This is a genomic window from Streptomyces sp. NPDC044704 (genome assembly GCF_056433525.1).
Window position 1 is genome coordinate 287588 of the sequence record NZ_JBWKGY010000004.1, and the last position, 23107, is coordinate 310694.

26 protein-coding genes are annotated in these 23107 nt (G+C 72.1%); 12 read left to right on the forward strand and 14 right to left on the reverse strand.

What is annotated here, in order from left to right; all coding sequences use genetic code 11:
• Position 1: 1 nt before the first annotated feature.
• The 5 genes from AC07B0_RS12105 to AC07B0_RS12125 all read right to left on the reverse strand — a co-directional run bounded on the left by AC07B0_RS12105 (position 2) and on the right by AC07B0_RS12125 (position 4546).
• Positions 2–253 (reverse strand): hypothetical protein, encoded by a 252-nt coding sequence (locus tag AC07B0_RS12105; protein ID WP_356883426.1) that lies wholly within the window; start codon positions 251–253, stop codon positions 2–4.
• A 325-nt stretch (positions 254–578) separates the two neighbouring features.
• A complete protein-coding gene (locus tag AC07B0_RS12110) occupies positions 579–1307 on the reverse strand; it encodes a GAF and ANTAR domain-containing protein (RefSeq protein ID WP_356883424.1) in 729 nt (242 codons plus the stop codon).
• Between the two features lie 5 nt (positions 1308–1312).
• A complete protein-coding gene (locus tag AC07B0_RS12115; protein WP_356883422.1) occupies positions 1313–2044 on the reverse strand; it encodes an ANTAR domain-containing protein in 732 nt (243 codons plus the stop codon).
• Between the two features lie 1059 nt (positions 2045–3103).
• The gene (locus tag AC07B0_RS12120) at positions 3104–3787 is read right to left on the reverse strand and encodes a GAP family protein (protein WP_478897842.1); all 684 of its coding nucleotides are present in this window, start codon (positions 3785–3787) and stop codon (positions 3104–3106) included.
• Positions 3788–3910: 123 nt separating this feature from the next.
• Positions 3911–4546, reverse strand: a complete 636-nt coding sequence (locus AC07B0_RS12125) for an excalibur calcium-binding domain-containing protein (RefSeq protein WP_478897844.1) — start codon at positions 4544–4546, stop codon at positions 3911–3913.
• Positions 4547–4889: 343 nt separating this feature from the next.
• Between AC07B0_RS12125 and AC07B0_RS12130 the strand changes: the two genes are divergently transcribed.
• From AC07B0_RS12130 to AC07B0_RS12140, 3 genes are all read left to right on the forward strand, one after another.
• Positions 4890–6563, forward strand: coding sequence for an MFS transporter (locus AC07B0_RS12130; protein WP_478897846.1), 1674 nt, complete (start codon positions 4890–4892; stop codon positions 6561–6563).
• Positions 6564–6657: 94 nt separating this feature from the next.
• Positions 6658–7623, forward strand: coding sequence for a hypothetical protein (locus AC07B0_RS12135; RefSeq protein WP_478897848.1), 966 nt, complete (start codon positions 6658–6660; stop codon positions 7621–7623).
• 124 nt (positions 7624–7747) lie between these two features.
• Positions 7748–8044 carry an SHOCT domain-containing protein gene (locus AC07B0_RS12140; protein WP_469382671.1) on the forward strand — a complete coding sequence of 99 codons (297 nt, stop codon included), beginning with the start codon at positions 7748–7750 and terminating at the stop codon, positions 8042–8044.
• A 119-nt stretch (positions 8045–8163) separates the two neighbouring features.
• Here the strand turns inward: AC07B0_RS12140 and AC07B0_RS12145 are convergent, their stop codons facing one another.
• The 5 genes from AC07B0_RS12145 to AC07B0_RS12165 all read right to left on the reverse strand — a co-directional run bounded on the left by AC07B0_RS12145 (position 8164) and on the right by AC07B0_RS12165 (position 12043).
• Positions 8164–8607 (reverse strand): DUF6325 family protein, encoded by a 444-nt coding sequence (locus AC07B0_RS12145; protein ID WP_478897850.1) that lies wholly within the window; start codon positions 8605–8607, stop codon positions 8164–8166.
• Between the two features lie 126 nt (positions 8608–8733).
• Positions 8734–8910 carry a hypothetical protein gene (locus AC07B0_RS12150; protein ID WP_356883410.1) on the reverse strand — a complete coding sequence of 59 codons (177 nt, stop codon included), beginning with the start codon at positions 8908–8910 and terminating at the stop codon, positions 8734–8736.
• 105 nt (positions 8911–9015) lie between these two features.
• Positions 9016–10290, reverse strand: a complete 1275-nt coding sequence (locus AC07B0_RS12155) for an NAD(P)/FAD-dependent oxidoreductase (RefSeq protein WP_356883408.1) — start codon at positions 10288–10290, stop codon at positions 9016–9018.
• Between the two features lie 211 nt (positions 10291–10501).
• Positions 10502–10819 (reverse strand): hypothetical protein, encoded by a 318-nt coding sequence (locus AC07B0_RS12160; protein WP_478897852.1) that lies wholly within the window; start codon positions 10817–10819, stop codon positions 10502–10504.
• Between the two features lie 300 nt (positions 10820–11119).
• Positions 11120–12043 carry a LysR family transcriptional regulator gene (locus tag AC07B0_RS12165; RefSeq protein ID WP_478897854.1) on the reverse strand — a complete coding sequence of 308 codons (924 nt, stop codon included), beginning with the start codon at positions 12041–12043 and terminating at the stop codon, positions 11120–11122.
• A 384-nt stretch (positions 12044–12427) separates the two neighbouring features.
• Between AC07B0_RS12165 and AC07B0_RS12170 the strand changes: the two genes are divergently transcribed.
• Entirely contained in the window at positions 12428–12877 is a 450-nt protein-coding gene (locus AC07B0_RS12170; protein WP_356883402.1) for a spore-associated protein, read from the forward strand.
• 182 nt (positions 12878–13059) lie between these two features.
• Here AC07B0_RS12170 and AC07B0_RS12175 read toward each other — a convergent pair whose 3' ends face one another.
• Positions 13060–13590 (reverse strand): GtrA family protein, encoded by a 531-nt coding sequence (locus tag AC07B0_RS12175; RefSeq protein WP_478897856.1) that lies wholly within the window; start codon positions 13588–13590, stop codon positions 13060–13062.
• 265 nt (positions 13591–13855) lie between these two features.
• On the opposite strand from AC07B0_RS12175, the gene AC07B0_RS12180 reads away from it, so the two are divergent.
• Positions 13856–14737, forward strand: a complete 882-nt coding sequence (locus tag AC07B0_RS12180) for an endonuclease/exonuclease/phosphatase family protein (RefSeq protein WP_469382668.1) — start codon at positions 13856–13858, stop codon at positions 14735–14737.
• 49 nt (positions 14738–14786) lie between these two features.
• Here the strand turns inward: AC07B0_RS12180 and asnB are convergent, their stop codons facing one another.
• Positions 14787–16631 (reverse strand): asparagine synthase (glutamine-hydrolyzing), encoded by a 1845-nt coding sequence (gene asnB, locus AC07B0_RS12185; RefSeq protein WP_478897858.1) that lies wholly within the window; start codon positions 16629–16631, stop codon positions 14787–14789.
• A gap of 532 nt (positions 16632–17163) precedes the next feature.
• Between asnB and AC07B0_RS12190 the strand changes: the two genes are divergently transcribed.
• Both AC07B0_RS12190 and AC07B0_RS12195 read left to right on the forward strand, forming a co-directional pair.
• A complete protein-coding gene (locus tag AC07B0_RS12190) occupies positions 17164–18462 on the forward strand; it encodes an ArsB/NhaD family transporter (RefSeq protein WP_356883396.1) in 1299 nt (432 codons plus the stop codon).
• Positions 18463–18484: 22 nt separating this feature from the next.
• Positions 18485–18766 (forward strand): DUF3040 domain-containing protein, encoded by a 282-nt coding sequence (locus tag AC07B0_RS12195; RefSeq protein ID WP_356883394.1) that lies wholly within the window; start codon positions 18485–18487, stop codon positions 18764–18766.
• Positions 18767–18790: 24 nt separating this feature from the next.
• Here the strand turns inward: AC07B0_RS12195 and AC07B0_RS12200 are convergent, their stop codons facing one another.
• Positions 18791–19180, reverse strand: a complete 390-nt coding sequence (locus AC07B0_RS12200; protein WP_478897860.1) for a hypothetical protein — start codon at positions 19178–19180, stop codon at positions 18791–18793.
• A gap of 343 nt (positions 19181–19523) precedes the next feature.
• On the opposite strand from AC07B0_RS12200, the gene AC07B0_RS12205 reads away from it, so the two are divergent.
• Positions 19524–19691: a hypothetical protein gene (locus AC07B0_RS12205; RefSeq protein ID WP_356882303.1), complete on the forward strand. Its 168-nt coding sequence runs from the start codon at positions 19524–19526 to the stop codon at positions 19689–19691.
• A gap of 42 nt (positions 19692–19733) precedes the next feature.
• On the opposite strand, the gene AC07B0_RS12210 is transcribed toward AC07B0_RS12205, so the two are convergent.
• Positions 19734–20165 (reverse strand): GNAT family N-acetyltransferase, encoded by a 432-nt coding sequence (locus tag AC07B0_RS12210; protein ID WP_469382664.1) that lies wholly within the window; start codon positions 20163–20165, stop codon positions 19734–19736.
• Between the two features lie 175 nt (positions 20166–20340).
• Between AC07B0_RS12210 and AC07B0_RS12215 the strand changes: the two genes are divergently transcribed.
• The 4 genes from AC07B0_RS12215 to AC07B0_RS12230 all read left to right on the forward strand — a co-directional run bounded on the left by AC07B0_RS12215 (position 20341) and on the right by AC07B0_RS12230 (position 23081).
• Entirely contained in the window at positions 20341–20883 is a 543-nt protein-coding gene (locus AC07B0_RS12215; protein WP_356882308.1) for a GNAT family N-acetyltransferase, read from the forward strand.
• Between the two features lie 114 nt (positions 20884–20997).
• A complete protein-coding gene (locus AC07B0_RS12220) occupies positions 20998–21810 on the forward strand; it encodes a hypothetical protein (RefSeq protein ID WP_478897863.1) in 813 nt (270 codons plus the stop codon).
• A 147-nt stretch (positions 21811–21957) separates the two neighbouring features.
• Positions 21958–22383: an ester cyclase gene (locus tag AC07B0_RS12225; protein ID WP_478897865.1), complete on the forward strand. Its 426-nt coding sequence runs from the start codon at positions 21958–21960 to the stop codon at positions 22381–22383.
• Between the two features lie 224 nt (positions 22384–22607).
• The gene (locus AC07B0_RS12230; RefSeq protein ID WP_469382661.1) at positions 22608–23081 is read left to right on the forward strand and encodes a lamin tail domain-containing protein; all 474 of its coding nucleotides are present in this window, start codon (positions 22608–22610) and stop codon (positions 23079–23081) included.
• Positions 23082–23107: the final 26 nt, after the last annotated feature.

Here is a 23107-nt window from a genome sequence, read left to right on the forward strand (position 1 = left end):
GTCAGGCGATCGTGATCGTGATCGTGATCGTGATCGCGGAGGATTCGCGCGCGTGCGACGATCGTGGTGCGTGGCGGCCGCCTGGCCGCCGGCCGTTCCCCGGGGGTGGAGTCAGGTGAAGGACGACGAGGTACGCTCGCGCTTCGACGGCCGCGGGCGCGTCGAGCTGCTGCCAGGCCACGCCACGGCCGCACAGCGGCACCGCGTCGAGGAGATCGCCCACGCGCTCGGCTACCGGCTTTTCACCGTCCACAACCTCGGCCTCGCCGGCATCCGGCTCGTCTACGCACGCGACGACTCGCCGACCGCACGCCGCCGCAACGAACTGACCGTTGCCCGGCTGCGCGCGGGCGGTCCGCTGCTGCCGGCGATGGAGCTGCCTCCGCCCCCGCCGCCGGCTCCACCGCCCCCGGTCACCACACGGCCGCCCCGGCATCGGCCCGGCCGGGCTCCGTCGGAACCCCCGCCGCCGCCACCGGCGGCTCCGCCCCGACCACGTGTTCCGCCCCCGCCGCCGTTCCCTCCTCCGCCACCGCCCCCGCCACCGGTCGGGTGACCTCGGCGGGTACCGGGGCCGGTCAGGCGCGGTCGACGGTGTCGGTGTCGAGGGTGCCCGCGGCGATCTGTACGGCGAGGTCGGAGAGTTTGATCCGATGGGCGCGGGCGTGGCGGCGCAGGGCGGTGAAGGCGGTGTCGGGATCGGTCTGCCAGCGCTCCGCGAGGATGCCCTTGGCCTGTTCGATGGTGATGCGGCTGGTCAGCGCCGCTTCCAGCTGCTGGTGTTCGACGGTCTGGCGGTCGATGGTGCGCTGCTGGAGGATGGCGATGGTGGCGACGTCGGCGAGGGTCTGGGCGAGGCGTACGTCGGCCGGGGTGAGGGTCCGGGTCTGCTCGTGGAACAGGTTGAGGGCGCCGATGACCTGGTGGCGCAGGCGCATGGGCAGGGCGTGGGTGGTGGCGAAGCCGGCTTCGCGGGCCCGGGCGGCGAAGGCGGGGAACCCGGCGGTGGCCGCCGGGGTGTTGAGGTCGACGTTGAGCCATGTGTGGCCGGTGCGGTGGCATTCGACGCAGGGGCCCTCGTCGTGCTGGAGGGCGAACAGTTCCAGGAGCCGGGTGTGCTCGTCGGAAGCGGCGATGAGCTGGAGGGTGTCGCTGTGGTCGACGAGCATGACGCCGGCGGCGGAGACGTCGAGGAGCTCGACGCAGCGTTCGCACAGGCGTTGCAGGAAGTCGATGAGGTCGTAGTCGTCGAGCATCGTGTCGACGGCTTCGACGACTACTTCCAGGACGCGGGTCTCGCGGTTCATGGCCTTCACTCCTTCGTTCGGCCAGATGCGTCCGGCTCCGGTTGTTCTCGAAAATGCACCCGTCGGGCCACCACGTCCGCGGCGACGTCTCCCACGGGGCGGGAGTGCCGGTAGGAGTAGGCGCGCAGGAGCAGCAGGGCCTGGGCGAGGGTGATGCCGGCCTGCACGCTGATCATCCCGGTGGCCTGGTGCACGACCGCCCGGTGGAAGTTCGCATGTTCTTCCGGCGTGGCGGAGTCCTGGGCCGTGGGGGGTTTGTCGAGGATGACGGCGAGCATGGCCGCGGCCAGGAGCCGGGCGTCCAGGAGGGCCGAGGCCGTCATGGGGCCGGGCGTGGCTCGCTGGAAGGTCACCGTACCCAGACAGGCGCCGCCCAGGTGTAGGGGGATGCACACCACCGCCCGCACTCCGAGGGCGACGGCTTCGGCCAGCAGCACCGGCCACTGGTCCAGCTCCACCGAGAGCAGTTCGGGTTCGGTCACGGTGACCAGGCGCGCGGCGGCGTCCCAGGCCGGTCCCTGGCCGAGGGTGAACTGCAGGTCCTCCAGTGCGGCACTGACGCCGGGCGAACACCAGACCAGCTCGCTGAAGCCCTGCGCCGTGGTCAGGGAGACCGCGACGCCGTCGAAACCCAGGACGACCGCGCACCGGGCCGGGTCACCGCCGAAGAAGTCCGTACTGCCCGCCTCGGGGCGGAGTTCGGCGAGGATCCGGGCCATCGCCGTACTAGCCGCCATGCGCCTCACCTCCCCCGCCCCGACTCGCCGGCCGCGAGGTCGCCTCCAGCCTAGTCCCGCCCGCGATCCCCGCGGACCATCCCGGTCCGGCCGGAAGCACGGCACGGCGCGCGCCGCAGGTCGGCGCCTGAGGGGAAACGTCACTCCACGCGCGATCGGGTGAATGCGCCGCACCAGGGTCGCTTCAGGGTCGCGGATGTTGCCACCATGGGCTCCGGCCGGTCCCGCCCCGTCACCACTGTCCGTCCGTGCCTCCTACACGGTCCGCTTCAGTGACCCCGGGGCAGCGGCAGGCCGTCCGTGATCACCCAGCCCCCGTGATCATTCAGACCTTCCTGCCACCCGGACCCCGTGGCCGCGAAGATCTCCTCCCCGATCACCCAGACCCCGTGATCACCTCTCCCGACCCGGCCTCCGTGGCTGGGCCGGGACCGCACGACGGACGGCACCCCCGGTTCTCTCCGTGTCCCGGACCGGCCCCGTGCAGTGCCGGCCGCCGCGCCGGGTCACAGCCATGCGCCTCCGGGCCGATGCCGGAAGTGCAGACCCGTCGTGTCCGGCCCGGTTCGGTGACCGGTCTCGGGTGTGAGGTCCCCTGCGCCCGCCCTCGGGGTGTGGGCGCAGGGGCTTCCGGGACCGCTGGGAACCGCGCCGGGCGGGTGGGGCCGCACGCCGACGGCCCGGCGTCGTGGGCCTCCCTTTCGGTACCTCTTGCGCAGCAGCAGCTTGTGATCACACCGGGTCCGCGAAGCCGGTACGCCCGGGACACCCGCGCCCGGCCTGGCGGAGTAACACCCGCGGCGTCACGTTCCGACGGGGCGCCGTCGAGGAGCACGGAGGCCCCTGATGAGCGCGTCCACCGACAACCCGGAACCCTTCCGCCGGGGCCTGGAGCAGCCCGGCTACGGCCGCCCCTCAGCCGAGCTGCTGGCCCGGGCGGGCCGGGGCCTCGCACGCTTCTTCGCCGATCGCGACGAGCATCCGGAGGGCGCCGCCGGCGGGGACGAGGAGCGAGGCGGAAGCGACGGTCCGTCGGCGCTCAAGTGCCTCTGCCGGGGTTCATCCGGTGAGCTGGTAGATGCTTCTGGCGACGAGCCACAGCCCGAGGGCGAGGCAAGTGACCACGACGGCCGGTTCCTTGTGCCGTTCGAGCCATGCGCGCAGGCCGGTCAGCGCGACCTGGGCCCTTTCCGGCGCGAACACCACGTACAGCTCCATGGCCAGCAGGCTGGAGGTGGCCAGGACGCAGAAGCCCGTGAGGGCCAGGAAGGACGCGCCGTGGGAGAGGTCGGCCTGCACGACGGTGGCAGCGGCGGCGCCGACCATCCCCCACGGCTGCAGGAGCACGGCGAGCGCGGCCGCGGACCAGCCGGTGGCGTCGTCCATGCGTGACGACAGCGAGGTCCCGGGCGCCTGCGGGCGCTCCCGGTCAGGGTCGCCCGGGGCTGTCGCGGGACGGTGGCGCCGACGCCGCCTGTGCTCGCTGTAGCCGATCAGACCCACTCCGATGAGCAGGGTCGCGGCAAGTGCCGCGATGGAGGGCGGGGAGCGGGGCGGCGGCGGTTCTCCGCCGGTCAGGAGCAGGACGATCGCGATGACGGCCACCAGGCAGGCCAGCCAGGCCAGGATGAAGGCCAGCCCCTTGCGCACGCCCCGGGGCGCGGAGACGACCAGTACGAACGCCATGATCGGCAAGGGGAACAGGGTCACGGCCAAGCCGATGAGCAGCAGGTCGAGCACCATGGCCACACATCCCGCCTTGCCCCGGCCGTCGTGTCCTCGTCCGGCAGATACCGCCGACGCCGACGCCGTCCGGCCGTTCCATTCTCCCGGCCCTCCCAGGTGATCGCCACGCGGGTACCGCGGTCACTCGCAGGCGACGCCGTCGCCGTCCCGGTCGAGGTGATCTCCGAAGCCGGGGTCCCCGCGGCGGATGGGGGCCGCTCCCGCGGCCCGGACCGCCGTGCAGTTCCGGTACGAGACACCGCGGCCTCCTCCCCCGGCCCCGGCAGACGAGCCTCCGCCGGTGGTCGAGCCTCCGCCGGACGAAGATCCTCCGCCCGCCGTCGCGTCCACGAGCGTCCTCGCCTTGCCGTCGTCGGCCGCGGGAGGGCGGGTCCGGTTCGGCGGTGCCTGGGGCACCTGCGGCTGCGCCGGAGCGGGGACGGCCGGTGCCTGCGCAGGCGTGGCGACGGCCGCCGGTACCGGTACGGACGCCACTGGCGCCGGCGTGGCCGGTGCGGCGGACGTGGCCGACGGAACCGGACCGGAGGCGGGCGGTGCGGGCGGCGTCGCGGTGACGGTGACGGTGGCCGTCACGGCGGGCAGGGCGCCGGGTTTCGCGTCGTCCTGCGCGGCCTTCGGGCCGGAAGCCGCGACGACCAGGACGAGGAACCAGATCGAGGCCAGGACCACGGTCACCGCCCGGCCCGCCTTGTCCCAGCGGGCCATGAAGGCGAGCGCCGCGCCGAGCGGGGGCATCAGGAGCGTGGCGACGGTCACGGCGGGAACAGCGAGCAGCGGGTGCCAACGGCGCGACGGGGCCGGCTCGTGCGGGACGGGGTGGGGAGCGGGGAACACGGATCTCCAGACAGTGGCGGACGGGCTCTGCGGCAGGCGGGCGCCCCGGCCTTCGACGTGGGGCCCGTAGGGCCGGCCGGGGGGTACGTCACCCCAACGCCCCTGGCCCGAAAGGGTTACCGGGAACACCGCGCTCCGGGTACCGGACGCGGACGGACCCGCGCCGCACGAGGGCTCCTCCCGGCCGTGTGCGGCTGCCGCCAATCAGCTGACCTCCCCGGCGGGTCGATGAGCAGCGGGCCGGGGCCGCTGCGAGCGTGCTGTCATGGCACCCGAGGCAGGCACACGAGAGAAGCCGGCACGGGCGGGGGTCGTACTGCTGACGCTCGCCGCCGGACAGTTCCTGATGGCGCTCGACAGCTCCGTCATGAACGTGTCGATCGCGACGGTGGCCGAGGACGTCGACACCACCGTGACCGGGATCCAGGGCGCCATCACGGCGTACACCCTCGTGATGGCGATGTTCATGATCCCGGGCGGTAAGGTCGGCGCGCTCATCGGCCACAAACGGGCGTTCCTCACCGGCTGCGTGATCTACGGGTGCGGGTCGCTGATGACCGCGCTGGCCCCCAACCTCTCCGTACTCCTGCTGGGCTGGTCGTTCCTCGAAGGGATCGGGGCCGCGCTGATCCTGCCCGCGATCGTCGCACTGGTCGCCGGCAACTTCCCGCCGGAGCGCCGGCCGTCCGCGTACGGACTCGTAGCCGCCTCGGGAGCCGCGGCGATCGCGGTCGGGCCGCTCGTCGGGGGCGTCGCCACGACGTACTTCTCCTGGCGCTGGGTCTTCGCCGGCGAGGTCGTCATCGTGCTCGGCATCCTGCTCCTCGCCCGCCGCACCGCCGACGCCCCGGTCGGCGAGCGTCGGCGGATCGACCTCGTCGGCGCCGTACTGTCCGCCCTCGGGCTCGGATCCTTCGTCTACGGCGTCCTCCGCTCGAGCGAATGGGGCTGGTTCCTGCCGAAGCCCGGGGCGCCCGCCTGGCTCGGGATCTCCCTGGTCGTCTGGCTGATGCTGGCGGGCCTGCTCCTGATGTGGCTCTTCCTGCACTGGGAGGCCCGCCTCGTCGAGCGGCAGCGGGAGCCCCTGGTGAACCCGGCCCTGCTGCGCAACCGGCAGCTCACCGGCGGCCTGACGATGTTCTTCTTCCAGTACCTCGTACAGATGGGCGTCTTCTTCGTCGTACCGCTCTACCTGTCGGTCGCCCTGGGCCTGTCCGCGCTCGAGACCGGCGCGCACATCCTGCCGCTGTCCCTGACCCTGCTCGCCGCCGCGATCCTGATCCCGCGCTTCCTCCCGAACGTCTCGCCCCGCCGCGTGGTGCGACTGGGGGTCCTCGCGCTGCTCGTCGGCGCGGTGGCCCTGCTCGCCGCACTGGACGCGGATGCGGGCGCCGAGATCGTCACCGTCCCGCTCCTGCTGATCGGACTCGGCATGGGAGCACTGGCCTCCCAGCTCGGGGCCGTCACCGTCTCCGCCGTGCCCGACGAGCAGAGCTCCGAGGTCGGCGGCATCCAGAACGCCGTCACCAACCTCGGCGCGTCGATCGGAACGGCACTCGCCGGCTCGATCCTGATCGCGGCGCTCAGCGCTTCCTTCCTCACCAGCATCGAGCAGAACCCGGCGGTTCCGGCCCAGGTCAAGAGCGAGGCGACCGTCACGCTCGAAAGCGGCGTGCCGTTCATGTCGGACGCCCAGCTCAAGACCGCCCTCGACGAGGCGGGCACGAGCCCGGAAGTCACCTCTGCCGCGATCGACGCGAACAGCGCCGCGAGACTCGACGGTCTGCGCGCCGCACTGGCCATCCTCGCCTTCGCCGCCCTCATCGCCATGTTCTTCACCCAGCGGATCCCGACGGCCCCTTCCACGACACCGCCCGGCGACGGGCGTGCCCGGGGGGCGCCCGCCGGGCCCCCGGCACCCGCACCCTCCGTTCGTTAGGCTGGTGGGAGGACGGCCGTACCGTCGGAAGCTCGACTGTCACCGGGGCGCCGGCTCACTCCGGTTCCGCGCCCTCGTAGGACGGGAGCGTCGCATGTCGTACCGCGTGCTGCCCCGCTCTGTGCGAGTGGTGTTCCCGGCTGCCGTCGTGATCGCCCTGGCGGCCGTGCCGCCCGCCCCCGCGCTCGCTTTCACCGGCGGCAACCACGAGACCGTCACGCGGGCGGCCCTGCCCTGGGAGCCGGCCACGCTGTCCGCGATGGCCGGTGCGCGCGACGGCGCGATCAATGCCGATGACCACGGCGGGTACTTCCTCCTCGGCCCGCTGCACTGCGACAACGCCGACTACCTCGCGCCGCGTCACGTCCAGGACTATCCCCGCAGCCGGGACGAGGCCACCACCGAGCTCCTCGCCTGCATCCGTTCCTCCGTCGCCCGCTTCCGCAACGCGATCCGGGCGGCGGACGGCCTCGTCGACGCGCACGGCAAGGTGCGGGCCGACCAGAGCGACCTCTCGTCCCCCTGCACCTGGGAGAAGGCTTCCGGCCGCGCCAAGTGCGACGTCCTGGAACAGCTGGGCCGCGGCTGGCACTCGGTCCAGGACTTCTACTCCCACTCGAACTGGTCCGACCGAGCCGCCCCCGGTGCGGTCGGCCTCTCCAACCCTCCCGGACTGGCGCGGGCCGACGTCGCGCCCTTCCTCGACATCCGCCGGTACAGCACCATGAAGGACGCCGACTGGACCCGGGACGCGCGCGCCCGCATGCCCGTGGACCTCACGACCGGCTGTTACCCCGACTTCGATTCCACCGGGGTCAAGTCCGAGGACTGCGCCGGCCGCGTCACCCACAACCGCGCCCTGAACAAGGACACTGCCGCATCCCTCCGCTCGAAGACGGGCGACAACTTCAACCGCGCCGTTTCCGGAGCCACCGCCGAGACCACGCGCCAGTGGAACGACTTCAAGGCCGAACTGGTCAGGACCTACCCGGACGACCGGCGGGGCGAACAGATGGTCTGCGCCCTCGTTCACGACGACCCGGTGTCGCGCTGTCCCTGAGCAAGTACCCCCGGCCGCGACGTGCCCGCCTCAGCGCGAAGCCCTTGTCGGTGCCATGCTGGAAGGAAGTGGAGGACCGGATACCGGATGCCCCGGACCGGCCCCGACCAAGGGAGAGAGCGACATGCCTGGTCTCCTTCGAGGAATAGCACGCACCGCAGTGGTGGCCGGTACGGCAACGGCCGTCTCCAACCGGGTTTCGCGACGCCAGGCCGGGCGGTGGGCCGAACAGGAGGCTCCGGCCCCTCAGCAGAACGCGGCCCCCGCCGCGCCGGCGCCGCCCGCGCCGCCGCCCGCCCCGCCGGCCGACGACATGAGCAGCCGCATCGACCAGCTCAAGGAACTCGGCGCCCTCAAAGAGCAGGGGATCCTGAGCGAGGACGAGTTCGCGGAGCAGAAGCGCAAGATCCTCAGCTCCTGACGGTCCCGACCGCGGGCGACTGACGGATGCGGACGCGGGCGACGACCGCGAAGCTGAGCGCCGGGGCTTCCCCGGCGCTCAGCTTCGCGGTCCCGCTCAGGCTTCCTCTGCTCAGGGGCTCAGGCATCCTCGGCTTCGAGGGAAGCCAGCAGGGCCTGGACGGGAATCCGGCCGCCGGCGACCATCTGCGCGCCACTGCGCCGCAGCGCACGGGCGAAGGGAGCCGCCCACACGTTCTCGTACACGAGCACCGCGGCCCCGTTGCCGGGCTCCAGTGCGTGCGCCGCTTCGTCGAGGTCGTCCTGGCCGAGCAACCCGGACGAGACTCCGTCGAAGACGGCCAGGTTCGCCGCGTCCCCGTCTTCCTCCGCCAGTTGCGCGATCTCGAGGGCGATGACACTGCCGTCGAGGTCCTTCGCGATGAACCGGAGGTCGAGGATGCGGACGATGCCCCGGTCCACCAAGTCGACCAGCAGGGGAAACGCCTCACCCGTCATGCGGTTTCCGGGAAACTCGACGACCAGGAAGTCGACGGGACCCATGTCTTCGACGTCGTCGCTCATGACCACTCCTCGCACTCGGCGGATCGGCGGCCCGGCGATGCGGCCAAGGGCCGGCACACCCCCGTCTCCATTGCAGCATCCGTCCCGAGGCCGCGCACCTTCGACCGAACCGGTGGCCGGCCGCGGTCAGCGGCCGGGCACCGAGGCGAGGATCAGGTCGGCGGCCAGGTGCGGACAGCCGCGGGCGTGCCAGGTCACCGACAGCACCCCGCCGGCGGCCGACAGCGTCCTGGCCGCCCCGTCCTGGTCCGTGGCCCTGCAGTGCGGGCAGACGACAACCCGCGGACGGTCGACCTCGAACACGGCCCTCACCCTCTCCCGCCGGCAACGGTTCGACCGGCTCAGGCCAGAACTATCAAATCCGCAACCGTTCCGCCCGCTTACTGGCCGGTATGCACCAGGATTCCGTCACCTGGCCCGGCGTACGGGGGCCACGGCCGCCCGGCGGTGCCTGATGTTGACGGCCGACGCCTTGGCCAGGGCCACGGGGTTCAAGAAGCGCAGCGGCCCGATCAGGCGGGACGCGAACAGGTACATGTGCCGCGCCACCTCCTCGTCGCGCGCCGCCGCCGAGAACACCAGCCGCTCCACGGGATTGAAGGGACGGGCCTTGGCGAAGTCGGCTCCCAGGTACTGGTGACCGCGTAGCCGGCGCCGGTGCCTGCGCGCGTACACCGCGAGCGACCTGTCGAGGTCTCCCCGACCGGTCGCGGCCGGGGCGACCGCCTCGGCCAGCCATTGCGCGGACTGCAGGGCCCACCCGCATCCCACCCCCCACAGGGGGTCGCCGGTCAGGGCGGCGTCGCCGACGAGCGCGACGCCCGGTGCGGTCGGCCGGCGGCTGAGGAGCGGGTAGTTGACCGCACCGATGATCTTCGTGACGCGTTCGGCGGAGTCGATGGGCGGCGCTTCGGGCAGGGCGCGGACGTAGGCGAGGAAGCTGCCCTCCAGGTCTTCCCGGAAGGCCGGCAATCGCTTCTTGTCCGGGAGCACCGCGATGACCGTCACCCCGTCGTCGTTGGGGAACGCGTACGCCATGTCCGGCTCCAGGAACCAGGTCTGGCCGATCCCGCCGTGCAGCGGAAGGTTCCGGAAGTGCGCGAGATAGCCGAACCGCGCGTTCTCGTGCAGGCGGGCGGGCACCCCGGCGAGCTTCGCCACGGCCGAGTCCTTGCCGTCGGCACCGACCACCAGGCGGGCCCGGATCTCGCGCTCGCCCTGCGGTGTCGACGCGCGCACCCCCACGGTCCGCCCGGCTTCCCGGACCACCCCGGTCACCTGATGACCGAGGAGCAGGTCGACGCCTTGGGTGTCCGCCGCGCGAGACCTGATCAGCGGATCGAGGACGCTGCGCCGAATGTTGTACGCGTACGGCAGCTCGGGGCCCGTCGGCGCCGCCCTCGGCTCGATCCATCCCCAACGGGTGTACCAGCGCGCCTCGTTGCGGACGGCTCCCGCCTTCTCCAGCGCGGGGACGAGACCGAGTTCGTCCAGCACCGGGTAGGCGCAGGCCGTGAGGGAGTGCGTGCACAGCACCTTGTACGCTTCCGGGTCCGAGCGGCGTTCCAGCAGTGCGACGCGGACGCCCCGTCGAGCGAGCAGGATCGCCGCGGCGCTGCCGGCGAGACCGGCTCCGCTGATGACGACGTCGTAGTCGGATCCCGCGCTCTCAGGCTTGACCATGCGCTGATCGCTCCCTTCGTGGTGCGGCCGGTGGGAGTGTGCAGTGCCACTGCTGTCAGGTACATGAGCAGTTGTCAAGACCGGGCCGCCGGTCGGGAGGATCCCGGCCTCCTGACGTCGGACGGCCCGCCGAGGAGCGCGGCGAAGTCGCAACTCTCCTCGGCGGGGTGGCGCGCGGGGGCACGAGGGTCCGGTGCCGGGGCGCGGTTCCTCAGCCGACGATCTTGCCCCAGCCGGTCACGCGGGCCCCGAGGTCGCACCACACCGCCGCGGTGCCGGGTGCGGTGCGCCACGCCGCGTAGTGGGTGTAGTCGAGGCCGTTGTCGGTGCGCTCGCAGGTGATGTACGCCTGGAAGCGGCCGCTCCCCTTACAGGCGATGTAGGCTCCGGCGTGGCCGCCGCTGCCCGTGACGTTCCTCTTCGAGCAGCTCCCGACGGCCGCCGCTTGCGATGTGGTCACGGCCGTGAGTCCGGCCGTCATGATGGCCACCGCTGCGGTGGTGGCTGCGATCCGGCGCCTGATGCGCATGGGTCTCCCTGGGACGTCGTCGTGGGCACGGGGTCGTACGGGCGTACTCGGCTTGCGGTGGGTCCGCTCCTCGCCGGACCGGATTCCGGTGGGCGGCAAGCGAGCGGAACCGGCCTTTCCGCCGGGCTCCATCCAGGCTCGGGCCGGCCCCGACGCCAGGACAAGCGCACGCCCGTCAACGACCTTGTGGCGCCCGGAACTCGACCAGGCGGGCCCGGGAGCGGCCCCGGTCGCCCTCCGCTGTCGCGGAGAGGCCGGCTACGGGAAGCCCCCGCGTCACGCATCCGGCCCCGGTCGGGGTCATGGTGCCGGCCGTTCCTGCCGGGGACGGGTGTGAGCGGTCGCGCAGTTGTGGGCGACGGTGTCGGCGAAGGTACGGGCCAGCGGGGACAGCGCGTCCCAGCGCCGGACGGCCCATCCCGCGCCGAGTTCGGGGAGGGCGGGGATGGGGACGAGGCGCAGGCCCGTGTGACGGGGGCCGCGCCAGCCGGGGAGAGCGGGGACGATCGCGCAGCCGAGGCCCAGTTCGGCCAGGAGGATCGCCGTGTCCCAGTCGGTGACGCTGGTGTCGAAGACCGGCTGGACCCCCGACTCCCGCAGCCAGTTGTCGAGGTGGGCCCGGGAGGTCGAGTTCTCGGGGAGTCCTACGACCCGGATGCCCTCCAGGTCCGCCGGCTCGATGAACGGCCTTGCGGCCAGGGGGTGTTCGGCGTTGACGGCCAGTACCCAGGGCAGTTCGATCACGGGGCGCTGCTCGATGCCCCGCACGGACGGTCCGATGGTGATCCAGGCGAGATCGAGACCGCCGGCGGCGAGCGCGTCGAAGCAGCCGCGGCTGGAGTTCTCGGTCTCGAACTCCAGACTGACCTGTGGGTAGCGGCTCCGGAAGTCGACGATGGCATCGGACATGAAGTGGCGGACCGTCGTGGCCCCGGTGGTGATCCGGACGGAGCCGCCGTGGCCTCGTACGAGGTCTTCGATCTGCCGCAGGGCGCGGTCGATGCCGCCGAGGCCGTCCTCGACGGCCACGCGCAGCAGGTGCCCTGCCTGAGTGGGCACGATTCCCCGGGGGTGGCGCTCCAGGAGGCTGAGGCCCAGTTCGCGCTCGAGGCGTTTGACGTGCTGGCTGACGGCCGACTGCGTACACGACACCTCGCGCGCCACCGCGCTGAGCGACCCGGCCTTGCACACCGCAACGAAGAATCGAAGATCGTCAAGAGTCACCGACCCAAGCTACAGCTTGGGTCAGGGCAATGAAATCCGAGGATTGACTGGGGTCTGGCCTCCTGTGACGATCGATCTCGGGCCCAGGGCGGCAACCCGGCATGGTCTGAGCACTGGTCCGGACAGCGCTCAGGAACATGCCGGGTGCCGACCCGCCGCCACGTCGGCGCGGTCGCGGCCGAGGGGCGGTGAGGGCGCCTTCCCGTTCACGGGCGCGGGCGGCGTGGTGGCGGACGAATGGAGCGCGTTGGCCGTCCGTCGGCCGGCCGGCCGGGTAGTGAGGTGGCGCGGTCACATCTTTTGCCGACGACGCGGAACCGTTCCGCCGTCATGTGTGTCACATCACGCAGAAGTGACCAACTCCCATGACCAGCAGGGGGAAATATGAAACTCACCCGTTCCGTTCTCACCACCACCGCGTTCGCCGCCCTGGCGCTGGGGGCCACGACCGCGCTCGCGGCGCCCGCCACCGCCGCGCCCAACACCACGCCGCAGAAGGTCTGCGGAAGCGCCTACAAGACCGTGAACCAGGCCGCCATCGGCTCGCTGGGCACCGTCTACCTGACGTACAACGCCTCGAACGGCAAGAACTGCGTCGCGACCATCCGCAACAACCCGGGTGCCGCCGTGGACATGGCCCTCTGGATCGAAGTCACCGACACCTGGGAGCGGGGCGAGGACTTCGGCCGGTACACGTCGTACGCCGGCCCGGCCTACGTGTACGGCAAGGGCCACTGCGTCGACTGGGGCGGGGGCATCAGCAACGTGCACGTGCAGGTGTACAACTCCAACTGTGGCGCGCGCAAGGAGCACCGGGTCACCGAGGTCCGCTGACCCGGGCCCCTCCTGACCGCGACGTCCTGTGCCGTCGTACGGTCGCCGGGGGCGGGATCCACGACCTGACGACCACACGGGAACCACCGCGGTCCGGCTCGCCCCGGCAGACTCACCGAGTTCTGCCGGGGCGAGGGCGCGTCCGGCCCCCTCCCTCGGGCGCGCGGCCGTCCGGGTCCCCGTCAGGCGGCGCGGCAGAGTTCGGCCGGGGCCGCCGGTGCTCCGGCGCGGGGCAGCGTCGCGGGGACGGGACGGGCGGCGCGCACTGCGGCCGGGACGTCCTGGGAGCGGTTGCGCGCGAAGACCACCAGGCGCAGAACCCCGAAGCGGGCGACACCGGCGAGGGCTGAAGCCGACAGGTAGACGGCCTGCTCCAGCAGGGCAGTGGGCGATGCCACCAGCTGCTGCAGAACGAGTACCGCGACGCAGGTCACGGCGTACGCGGCTGCCGCGGACCCGGCCGACTGCGCGTGCTGGCGCCAGGTCGCACGCCGCCCGGCACCGAAGGTGAAGCGGGCGTGCAGCTCCGTGGCGAGGAGCGTGGAGGCCACGGTGATCAGGGCGTTCGCCAACACCCAGGGCATCCAGGAGGCGAGGGCCACCACCGCGAAGCTGGAGGCCACCCCCACTCCCCCGCCGCACAGCACGAAGCGGGCGAAGGCGGTGACGGCACCGGGTGCGGCCTGCCGCCGGCTCTGCGCTGTTGCCTCCATGGTCCCCACCCCTTCGACCGATCCACCGTTTCTTACGATGGAAACGCTACGTTGCATTCACGGATCGAGCAACGCACATATTGCGATCGAGCGATGTATCAGCAGCTCAGAGACCATAAATCGTTGCACTGGATCGAAAACTAACGCAACACGAAACCCCCTCCCGTTGCATTGGATGAAGGTGAACGCTATGCCCGTCAGGCGAGCGGATCGAGATCCGCTACAGGGCGTGCGGTGGCGAAAGATCCGTCCCATAAACTCGTCCGTGGAGACGTCAGATGCCGTGGGCATCCGCTGTGAGGAGGCGACGGTGCTCGGTAGGGCCACGCGAATGCTCGGGGGCGCCTTGGTCGTGGCCTGCGTGGCGCTCGTCGGCCCCGGTGCGCCGAGCAGCGCCCTCTTCGCCAAGGCGCTGCCCGCCGGAGCCGCCGGGGACGTCGTACCGAACCGGGTCATGACGTGGAACCTCTGCAACCCCTGTGGGGAGAGCAACGTCGACCGGGCGGCGGAGATCGCCACGTACGCGCCCCAGGTCATCGGCATGCAGGAAGCCTGCGTCCGGGACGTCGAGAGGATCCGGGACCATCTGGAGGCCCTGTACGGGCTGGTCTACCACGTCGAGTACGGGATGGTGCTGCAGAATTGGGGCCGCTGCGGGGGAATGCCGTGGAGTCCGGGGGGCTTCGGCCAGGCGGTGCTTTCAGCAGCACCGATGACGGACGTCGCCCACACGGAATACCCCGACGGCGGATCCGAGGACCGCGGGTACATGGCCGTCACCACCATGGTGGACGGCCGACCCGTCCGGGTCTTCAACACACACCTCGCCCAACGGCGCCAGGAGGCGGTCCGGGCGGAGCAGACCGGCGTACTCGCCAAGGACGTCGCCCGGCACGACCGCGCGATCGTCCTCGGTGACTTCAACGCCGTGCCGGACACCCCCGAACTCGCCGTGATGTGGGCCCTGGCCACGGACGCGGACCCCCGGTGCGGCCCCTCGGGCACCGGCGGCTGCCAGCCGACCACCGACTGGCGGAGCAAGTTCGACTACGTCTTCCTGCGGGGCGTCGTCGCGCTCGGGCACCGTGTGAGTCCGACCCCCTACTCGGACCACCACCTGCTGCACGCCGACCTGGACACGGCGTAGACACTGCCCGAACGGGCTGACAGGCCGGCTGGCAGGCGGAGCCGTCCGGCTACATCCGGACCTCGGGCCGGTAGACGTCCAGCCAGATCGCGGTGTCCAGGGCACGCTCCAGGCCGTTGCGGGCGGCCGGGGTCAGGCTCTCGGGCGCGGCGGTCACGGTTTCGGCCAGCCAGCCCTTGCTGACGATCTGGAAGACGGGTCCGTCCTCGCCCAGCAGGTCCTTGGCGCTGTTCTGGAGCGCCTCGGCGTAGCGCCAGTCCTGGATGACCGGGTAGGGGCTCTTGGTCCGCTCGGCCACGGACCGCGGCAGCAGGCTCCTGGTCGCGCCGCGCAGCAGGCTCTTCTCGCGGCCGTCGTACGTCTTCATCGTCCAGGGCGTGTTGTAGACGTACTCCACGAGCCGGTGGTCGCAGAAGGGCACGCGGACCTCCAGGCCCACGGCCATGCTCATGCGGTCCTTGCGGTCGAGCATCATCCGCAGGAAGCGGGTCAGGTGCAGGTACGACATGACGCGCATGCGCTGCTCGTGCGGGCTCTCCGAGCCGACGCTTCCGACCTCCGCGAGGGCGGTCGCGTAGTTCTCGGCGACGGTCTCCAGCGGGTTGAGCGCGATCAGCGTGTCGAGGTCGTACATCTCCACGGGCTGGGTGTTGGGGGTCGCGCCGATCATGCCCGCGGTGATCCAGGGGAAGGTGTCCCCCGCCTGGACGACAGGGTCGTGCAGCCAGCCGTAGCCGCCGAAGACCTCGTCGGCGGCCTCGCCGGACAGGGCGACGGTGGACCGTTCGCGGATCGCCTTGAACAGCAGGTAGAGGGAGACGTCCATGTCGCCGAGGCCGGCCGGGCTGTCCCGGGCGATGACGACCTGGCGGCGTATCCCGGGGTCGGCGACGGAGTCGGGGCCGAGCACGATGTCGGTGTGCTCGGTGCCGGCGTGGCGGGCCATCGCGCCGGCGAAGTCGGCGTCGCGGGTGCCGTGCACACCGGTGGGTACGAAGCCGGCGGACTCGCCGGTGAAGTCCACGGCGAAGGTGTGCAGCGGCAGGCCTTCGGCGGCGCGGCGGCGGGCGGCGAGTCCGGTGACGGCACTGGAGTCGAGGCCGCCGGAGAGCAGCACGCAGGTGGGTACGTCGGCGACGAGTTGGCGGCCGACGGTGTCGTCGAGGAGGTCGCGGACCCGCTCGACGGTGGTGTCGAGGTCGTCGGGGTGCTCGTGGCTCTCCAGCCGCCAATAGGTGTGGCTGCGGATGCCGGCCTGGTCGACGGTGACCACGGTGCCGGGGACGACCTCGGCCACGCCGTCCCAGATGGTTTCGCCGGGCGGCCGGTTGAAGGCGACGAACTCGCGCAGGCCGCGGGCGCTGACCACCGGCTCGGCCAGCGGGTTGGCGAAGATCGCCTTGGGTTCGGAGGCGAACAGCACGCCGTCGGCGGTGGGGTGGTAGAAGAGCGGCTTGACGCCCATCCGGTCCCGGATCAGGACCAGTTTGCGGGTGCGGGCGTCCCAGACGGCGAAGGCGTACATGCCGTTGAGCCGGGGCGCCATCGCCTCACCCCACTCCAGGTAGGCGTTGAGGACGACTTCGGTGTCACTGGACGTGCGGAAGTGATGGCCCCTTCCGCGCAGCTCCGTCCGCAGTTCGGCGAAGTTGTACACCTCGCCGCTGTAGGTCAGCACGACCGGGCCGTCGGGGGTGGTGGCCCGCATCGGCTGGACGCCTCCGGCCAGGTCGATCACGGCGAGCCTGCGGTGGCCGAGGGCGGCGGGCCCGTCGATCCACCGGCCTCCGGCGTCGGGGCCCCGCCCGGTCAGTGTCCGGACCATGCGGTCCAGGGTGGTGGTCTCCTGGGTGAGATCCCGGTCGTAGGCGATCCAGCCGGCGATGCCGCACATGTCGATGCTCCTCGTAGTCGCGGCGCTTCCCGGGGGGCTCGATGCGTAGGCCGGTACGGCTCCGCCCCGCCGGGGGCCCCGTTCCGGCACGTACGCCGGCCTCGACGCCCGAGGGGTGCGCTTGTCGGCCCCGACGCTAGTTCCGGCCGCTACCGGTCACATCCCCTAGGAACCCCTACTGCAAAGGAGGGGGCAAGCCAAGGCAAAGGAATCGCAAGGTCAGGGTGGGTTGGATAATGAAAACCTAAAGGGCTGCCCGTGGCTTACCCAAGACGGTACGGGGATGGAAAAGCCGGCGGGCGGGCGGAAGATGGGTGCCGGCCCCGATGTGGGCGGGTGGTGCCGAGGGAGAGGGTGGGGTGGAGGAGCACCCTGAGCCCTGGTTGCGGCATCGGCGTGTGAGGCGCGGATCCGGTCGGGCGGGGCGGGTGCTCCGGGCCACGGCACGAACGGAGCCAGCGCCGATGACGAACCTGCCGCCTACCCCGCGAATTCCTCTCGCCGCCCCCACCCCCACCTGGCCGGGCCCGCCGTGAGCGGCTCCGCCTGGGCGGCCGTGGCGGTGTTCGCGGCCGTCTACGTACTGATCGCCACCGAGAAGGTCGGCCGGGTCACCGCGGCGCTGGGCGGTGCGGTCGTCATGCTGCTGATCGGGGCGACGAGCGCGGAGCACGCGTTCTTCTCCGATGCGGCCGGGATCGACTGGAACGTCATCTTCCTGCTGCTGGGCATGATGCTGATCGTCTCCGTGCTGAAGCGCACCGGACTGTTCGAGTTCGTCGCGATCTGGACGGCCAAGAGGTCGCGCGGCCGCCCGTACCGGCTCATGGTGCTGCTGATCTTCGCCACCGCCCTGCTGTCGGCGTGGCTGGACAACGTCACCACCGTCCTGCTGATCGCCCCGGTCACCATCGAGGTGTGCCGTCGCCTGGCCCTGCCCGTGGCGCCGTACCTGATCGCCGAGGTGATGGCCTGCAACATCGGCGGCGCCGCCACCCTCATCGGCGACCCGCCCAACATCATGATCGGGTCCCGCGCCGGGCTCTCCTTCAACGACTTCCTGCTCCACATGGCGCCCGTCACCACCGTGCTGGTCGTGGTGTTCGCGGTGCTGGCCCGGTGGATGTTCCGCGGCGCGTTCTCCTACGACCCCGAGCGGGCCGCGCGCGTCATGGCGATGCGCGAGCGGGACGCCATCACCGACGCACGCCTCCTGGCCGTCAGCGGCGTCGTCGTCGTGATCGTGATGGCCGGCTTCGTCCTGCACACCACCTTGCACCTGGAGCCCTCGGTGGTGGCGATCTCCGGCGGCCTCGTCCTGCTCGCCGTCTCGCGCATCGACGCGCGCCGGGTCGCGGCCGACGTCGAGTGGGAAACCCTGGCGTTCTTCGCCGGCCTGTTCGTCATGGTCGGCGCCATGGTGCGGACGGGGATCCTCACCGACCTGGGGCAGGCCGCGGCCCGGGCGCTGGACGGCAGTCTGCTCGGCGCGTCAATGGCCCTGCTCTACGGGTCGATCGTGCCGTCCGCGGTGATCGACAACATCCCCTTCGTCGCCTCGACCGGGCCGGTCGTCTCCGAGATCGTCGCCGCCTCCGGAGGGAACGGGCAGGCCCAGGTGCTGTGGTGGTCCTTCGCCCTCGGCGCCGACCTGGCGGGCAACGCCACGATCATCGCCTCCTCCGCGAACGTCGTCACGGTGGGCATCGCCGACCGGGCCGGACACCACATCTCCTTCTGGCAGTTCAGCCGCTACGGCCTGGTCGTCACCGCCGTCACGACGGCCCTGGCCGGCCTCTACGTGTGGCTCCGCTACTTCGCCCTCGCCTGACCACGGAAAGGAGGCGGAAACCATGACCGAATCGGACGACGAGAAGATCGCCGACCTCGAAGCCGCCCTGTGGCACGACGACCCCCGCTTCGCCCGCGGCCTGGGCACGGGGCGTCCGCGGCGGCCCCGCGAGTACCGGCGCGGCCGGGCCTGGCTGGTCATGCTGCTGGCCCTGTCCGCCGTGGTCACCGGGGCGGTGGTGCCGCACGGCTTGCTGCTGGCGGGCGGCCTGATCACGGCCGCGCTCGCCGTGAACCTCTTCGACGCAGGCCGCCGGCGCCGCCCGCACCGGCGCGGGCCATAGGGAGTGTCCTGGCCGTCTGGCGGATCAGAACGGCGTGGACGACGTCCCGTGCGCCCGTCCGCGGCGCGCCGTGGCGTGCAGGGCGAGTCCGGCGACGGCGGCCGCGGTCAGGGCCCCCGCCGCCATGAATCCGTCGCGCGAGTGCCAGGACAGCACCGACCAGTGGGACCGCGCGGACAGCAGCGACCCCGTGCTGAGCCAGGAGGCGGCGGAGAGCAAGGAGAGGGACGACCCGATGGACGCGGCGGAAAGGGCGGAGCCCACCGATCCGATCGACAGGACCGAGCCCACCGATCCGATGGACAGCACCGAGCCGACCGAGCCGATCGACAACACCGAATCCTTGGAGCACACCGAGAGGTAGGACCCGTCGCCCCGGCCCCACCGTTTCACCCACGTACGCGGTTCGGTCATGGGCCCATCCTGTCACGCGGGTGGTCGCGGAGCCCTGAAGTGCGCCCGGGCCCGTTGCCGTGGGACCGCGAGGGACGGGGTCGGTCGTCCGTCTCCCTCACCCGAACGGCTCCCAGCCTCGGACATCCCCCGCCCATGAGGCCTGAATACCATCTGACCTGCTGAAACGTGGGCCCTGTCGGCGGCCCCGGCGGCGGCCGGCACCGGGCGCACCGGCGTTCCCCGGCCGCCGCCGGCAGCAGGCGTCCGACGTGCCGGACCGGACGGATCCGCGCAGGCTGGACCCATGCCGGACCGGACGGAAATCGTCGTTCATCCCGTGTCGCCCAAGGGTGGCCGGAAGGTGACCGTGCACGCGCTGGGCGTCGACGCCGACCTCGGCCGTGCCCACTCCCCCGCCGACGTATCGGAGTTCCTGCGACGGGCCGGCCTGGAAGACGTCGACCTGTCCGAGGACGGACCGGTCCGCTGGGAGGGCGGCGGCCCCGAGGTGTGGCGCGCGGGCGTCTGACCCCGGGCGTCGCCTACCCGGCCGGCCTCGCGGGTGGGCGGCTCACTGGGCGCCCAGCGTCATCCACTGTTCGGGCTTCGCCAGCGGGGCGAAACCGACCTTGGCGTAGACCGCGTGCGCGTCCGAGGTGGCCAGCAGGACGCGCCGCAGACCGTACGGGGCGAGGTGCTCGCGCACCGCCGTGACCAGCGCGGTTCCCAGCCCCTTGCCGCGGGCTTCCGGGGCGATGTACACGTCGCACAGCCAGGCGAAATCGGCCCCGTCGGTGACCACCCGGGCATAGCCGAGCTGCCGCCCGGAGGCCCGATCGTAGACGCCGAAGTTGAGGGAGGCGGCGATGGCGCGGTCCTGCTTCTCCCGGGACCGGTCGCGGGCCCAGTAGGCGTCCTCCGACAGCCATCGGTGGACCAGGGCGGCGTCGATCCGTGCGGAGTCGGTGGAGATCTCGTACCCGGCGGGGAGTTCAGCGGTCATGGCGGCATCCAAGCAGCTCCGGCCACCGCCCCACCGCTGATTTTCGTTCCCCGTCCGGCGGGTGGACCGAGCGGCTCGTGGTGGTCCGGTCCGGCGTACGGGGAAATCCCGGTGCCCCGTCGTCTGCGCGCGGTTACGCTGCCTCGTCGCGGTCAGCCCACGGAGGTTCCTCATCATGAGCAGCACAACGTCGTCGTTCCCCGAGCGGATCGAGCTCTCGGGGGAGGGGCTCGTCCTGCGCGACTGGACGGAGGCGGACTTGGCCTCGATGCCGGAACTCTTCGACCACCCCGACATCGCGTACTGGACACCGATCGTCTCCCCCTTCGACGACGTGGCCGCCCGTACGCGCCTGGACCGGGACCGGCAGCTGCGCGCGGAAGGCACGGCCATCCTGCTCGCCATCACCGTCGACGGCCGCGCACCGCTCGGCGAGGTAATGCTGCGGCGTGCCCCCGAGGGGACCGAGATCGGTTACGCGGTCGGCCCGGCGCACCGCGGGCGGGGGCTGGCGGCACGAGCGGTGCGGGTGATGTCCTCCTACGCGTTCGAGCAACTGGGCGCGGAGCAGGTGATCCTGGAGCTGGAGGCCGAGAACACCGCCAGCGTCACCGTCGCCACCAAGGCGGGCTTTCGGCTGCTCGACGTACCGCTGATCACGGGTGAGGAGAAGGGCCGGCCGTACAGCCTGCAGACGTGGGGTCTCGCCCGCCCCTGACGCACCCCGCCCCCGCTCCTCGGCCCAGGCCCCGTGGGCCGCGGCCGAGGGGTGTTCCGGGGGGGGCGGATACCGAATGTACGCACCCCGGTGCTGCCTCCTACGCTCGGCGGCGTGAACCCCGTCGAACTCGCCTGCGTCGTCCTGCCCCTGACAGCCCTGCTGTACGGGATCCTCGGCATGCGGGTCCGTCAGGAACGGCGGTGGTGGGGGCGGGCCGTGACCAGGCGGATCGCCGCGCTGGTGGTCGACCCCTACCATGCCGCCTGCGGCCGCCGGCCGCTCGGGGACGACGTCCAGGCCGCCGCCGCCCGGCTGTTGCTCGACGGACTGGTCACGGTGACCCGCCGCGGCAACCTCGCCCTCACCGCTGCCGGGTCCGACCCGGGGGCCGGAGCCGGGCACCCCGTGCCGGACGCCCTGCTCGCCGCCCTGCGCCGCCGCACCGCACCCGCCTCCCTCGGCAACGTCCACGCGCGCGACGCCGAACTCCGCGCCGCCCGGGAAGAGTTCCACACCGCCTGCCGCAACCGTCTGCGGTCCCGGCTTCCGGCGAAGCCGGGCGGGTCCGGCCGCCCGGCGGCGTGGGCGGTGTGGGCCGCGCTGGCGGTGATCGTGGGGACGGCCCTCGCCCTGGTCGGGACCGACCCCCACGGGCCGGCGGAAGGCGCCGCGGCCATCGCGACCTGGTTCGCCGTGCCGGTGCAGATCGGCTGCCTCGTCAGGTACGGCAGGCTGCGCGACGACGCCCGCCGGGAGGCCCTGCTGAGCGAAGGCCGTTCCCGCAACGCTCTGCACCCGGCACTCGCCGAGCTGGCGGCACGGGACCCCGAGACCGCGGACCGGCTCCGGGTCAGCCGTGGGCGGACCCGCCGTCGCCGCAACCGTGGCCGCCCCCGCCGCTCCGGCGCCTCCGCAGGGAGTTGACCTCGACGCGACGCCAAGGTTTTCACTGAGGTCGTGCGGATCGGAGAGATCGCCGCGGCTCGTCAGGGGCTCGGTGGGGCGATCCGCCACCACCACGGTGTCGGGCCGCCCGGAACGCACCCGACCCCCTTGAGACGAGGACACCCGATGGACTCTGCTACCGAGAACAACCTGGCCCTGCTCCGCACCGCCTACCAGCAGCTGGAGGGCGGTGACCTCGACGCGTGCGTCGGACTGCTGACGGAGGACTTCATCGCCAACCTCCCGGGACTGCCCGGCCCGCTGCACGGGCGGGAGGTGTGGAGGCTGGGTGCCGAGGCCATGCTCGCCGGCTTCCCCGGCATCCGGCTCGACATCGAGGACATGTTCGGCGTCGGCGACAAGGTGGCGGTACGCGTGCACTTCCACGGCACCCACGGGGGCACCTTCCAGGGCATCGAGGCGACACACCGGCCTGTGAGCTTCCGCAGCATCGAGCTCTACCGCATCGAGGGCGACAGGATCGCGGAGGAGTGGGTGGCCCCGGACATGACGAGCCTCATGCGGCAGATCTCGACGTCACGGCGTTCGTAGCCCCGTCGGCCGCGGTACCTCGCGAAGTCAACACGGCCTTGACGTACGGCTCTTACCTGGGGCGGTCACAAATATGTCCGCATTGGGTAACACGGGGCGTTATCGTTGCTTTCGGGCGGAACGGGGGCCACAGTGTGGCTCCTCGGCAGGACGCCGGGAACCGTTCGGAGCCCGCCCGGCTCGCAAGAGACCGGGCAGGGCTGACCGTTGAAGGGGCCATCCTCATGTCTGCTTCCGTCGCCACCCGCCGCGCCCTCGCCGCCCTCCTGGCGGCCGGCGCCCTGATCGGCGCCGCGTCGCTCCCGGCCGTCGCCGACGACCACCGGCGTGACCACCGCGGCCAGGGCTCCTCCCTCGCCATCGGCGAGGTCCAGAACGACAGCCGCGGCCGCGGCAACCGCGCCCTGAACGACGAATGGGTCGAGGTGCGGAACTCCGGCCGCCACAGCGTCGAACTGCGCGGCTTCACCCTGACCGACCAGCAGGGCAACCGCTACCGCTTCGACGGTCTCCGCCTGGCCGGGCGCTCCAGCGTCAAGGTCCACACCGGTCAGGGCCGCGACACCGGCCGCGACGTCTACCAGGGCCGCCGCCACCAGATCTGGGACGAGCGCGACACCGCCACCCTCCGCGACAACCGCGGCAACGTCATCGACACCGAATCCTGGAACCGCCGCGGACACCGCCACGGTCACTGAGCCCGGAACCCGGCGCCCCGGACCTC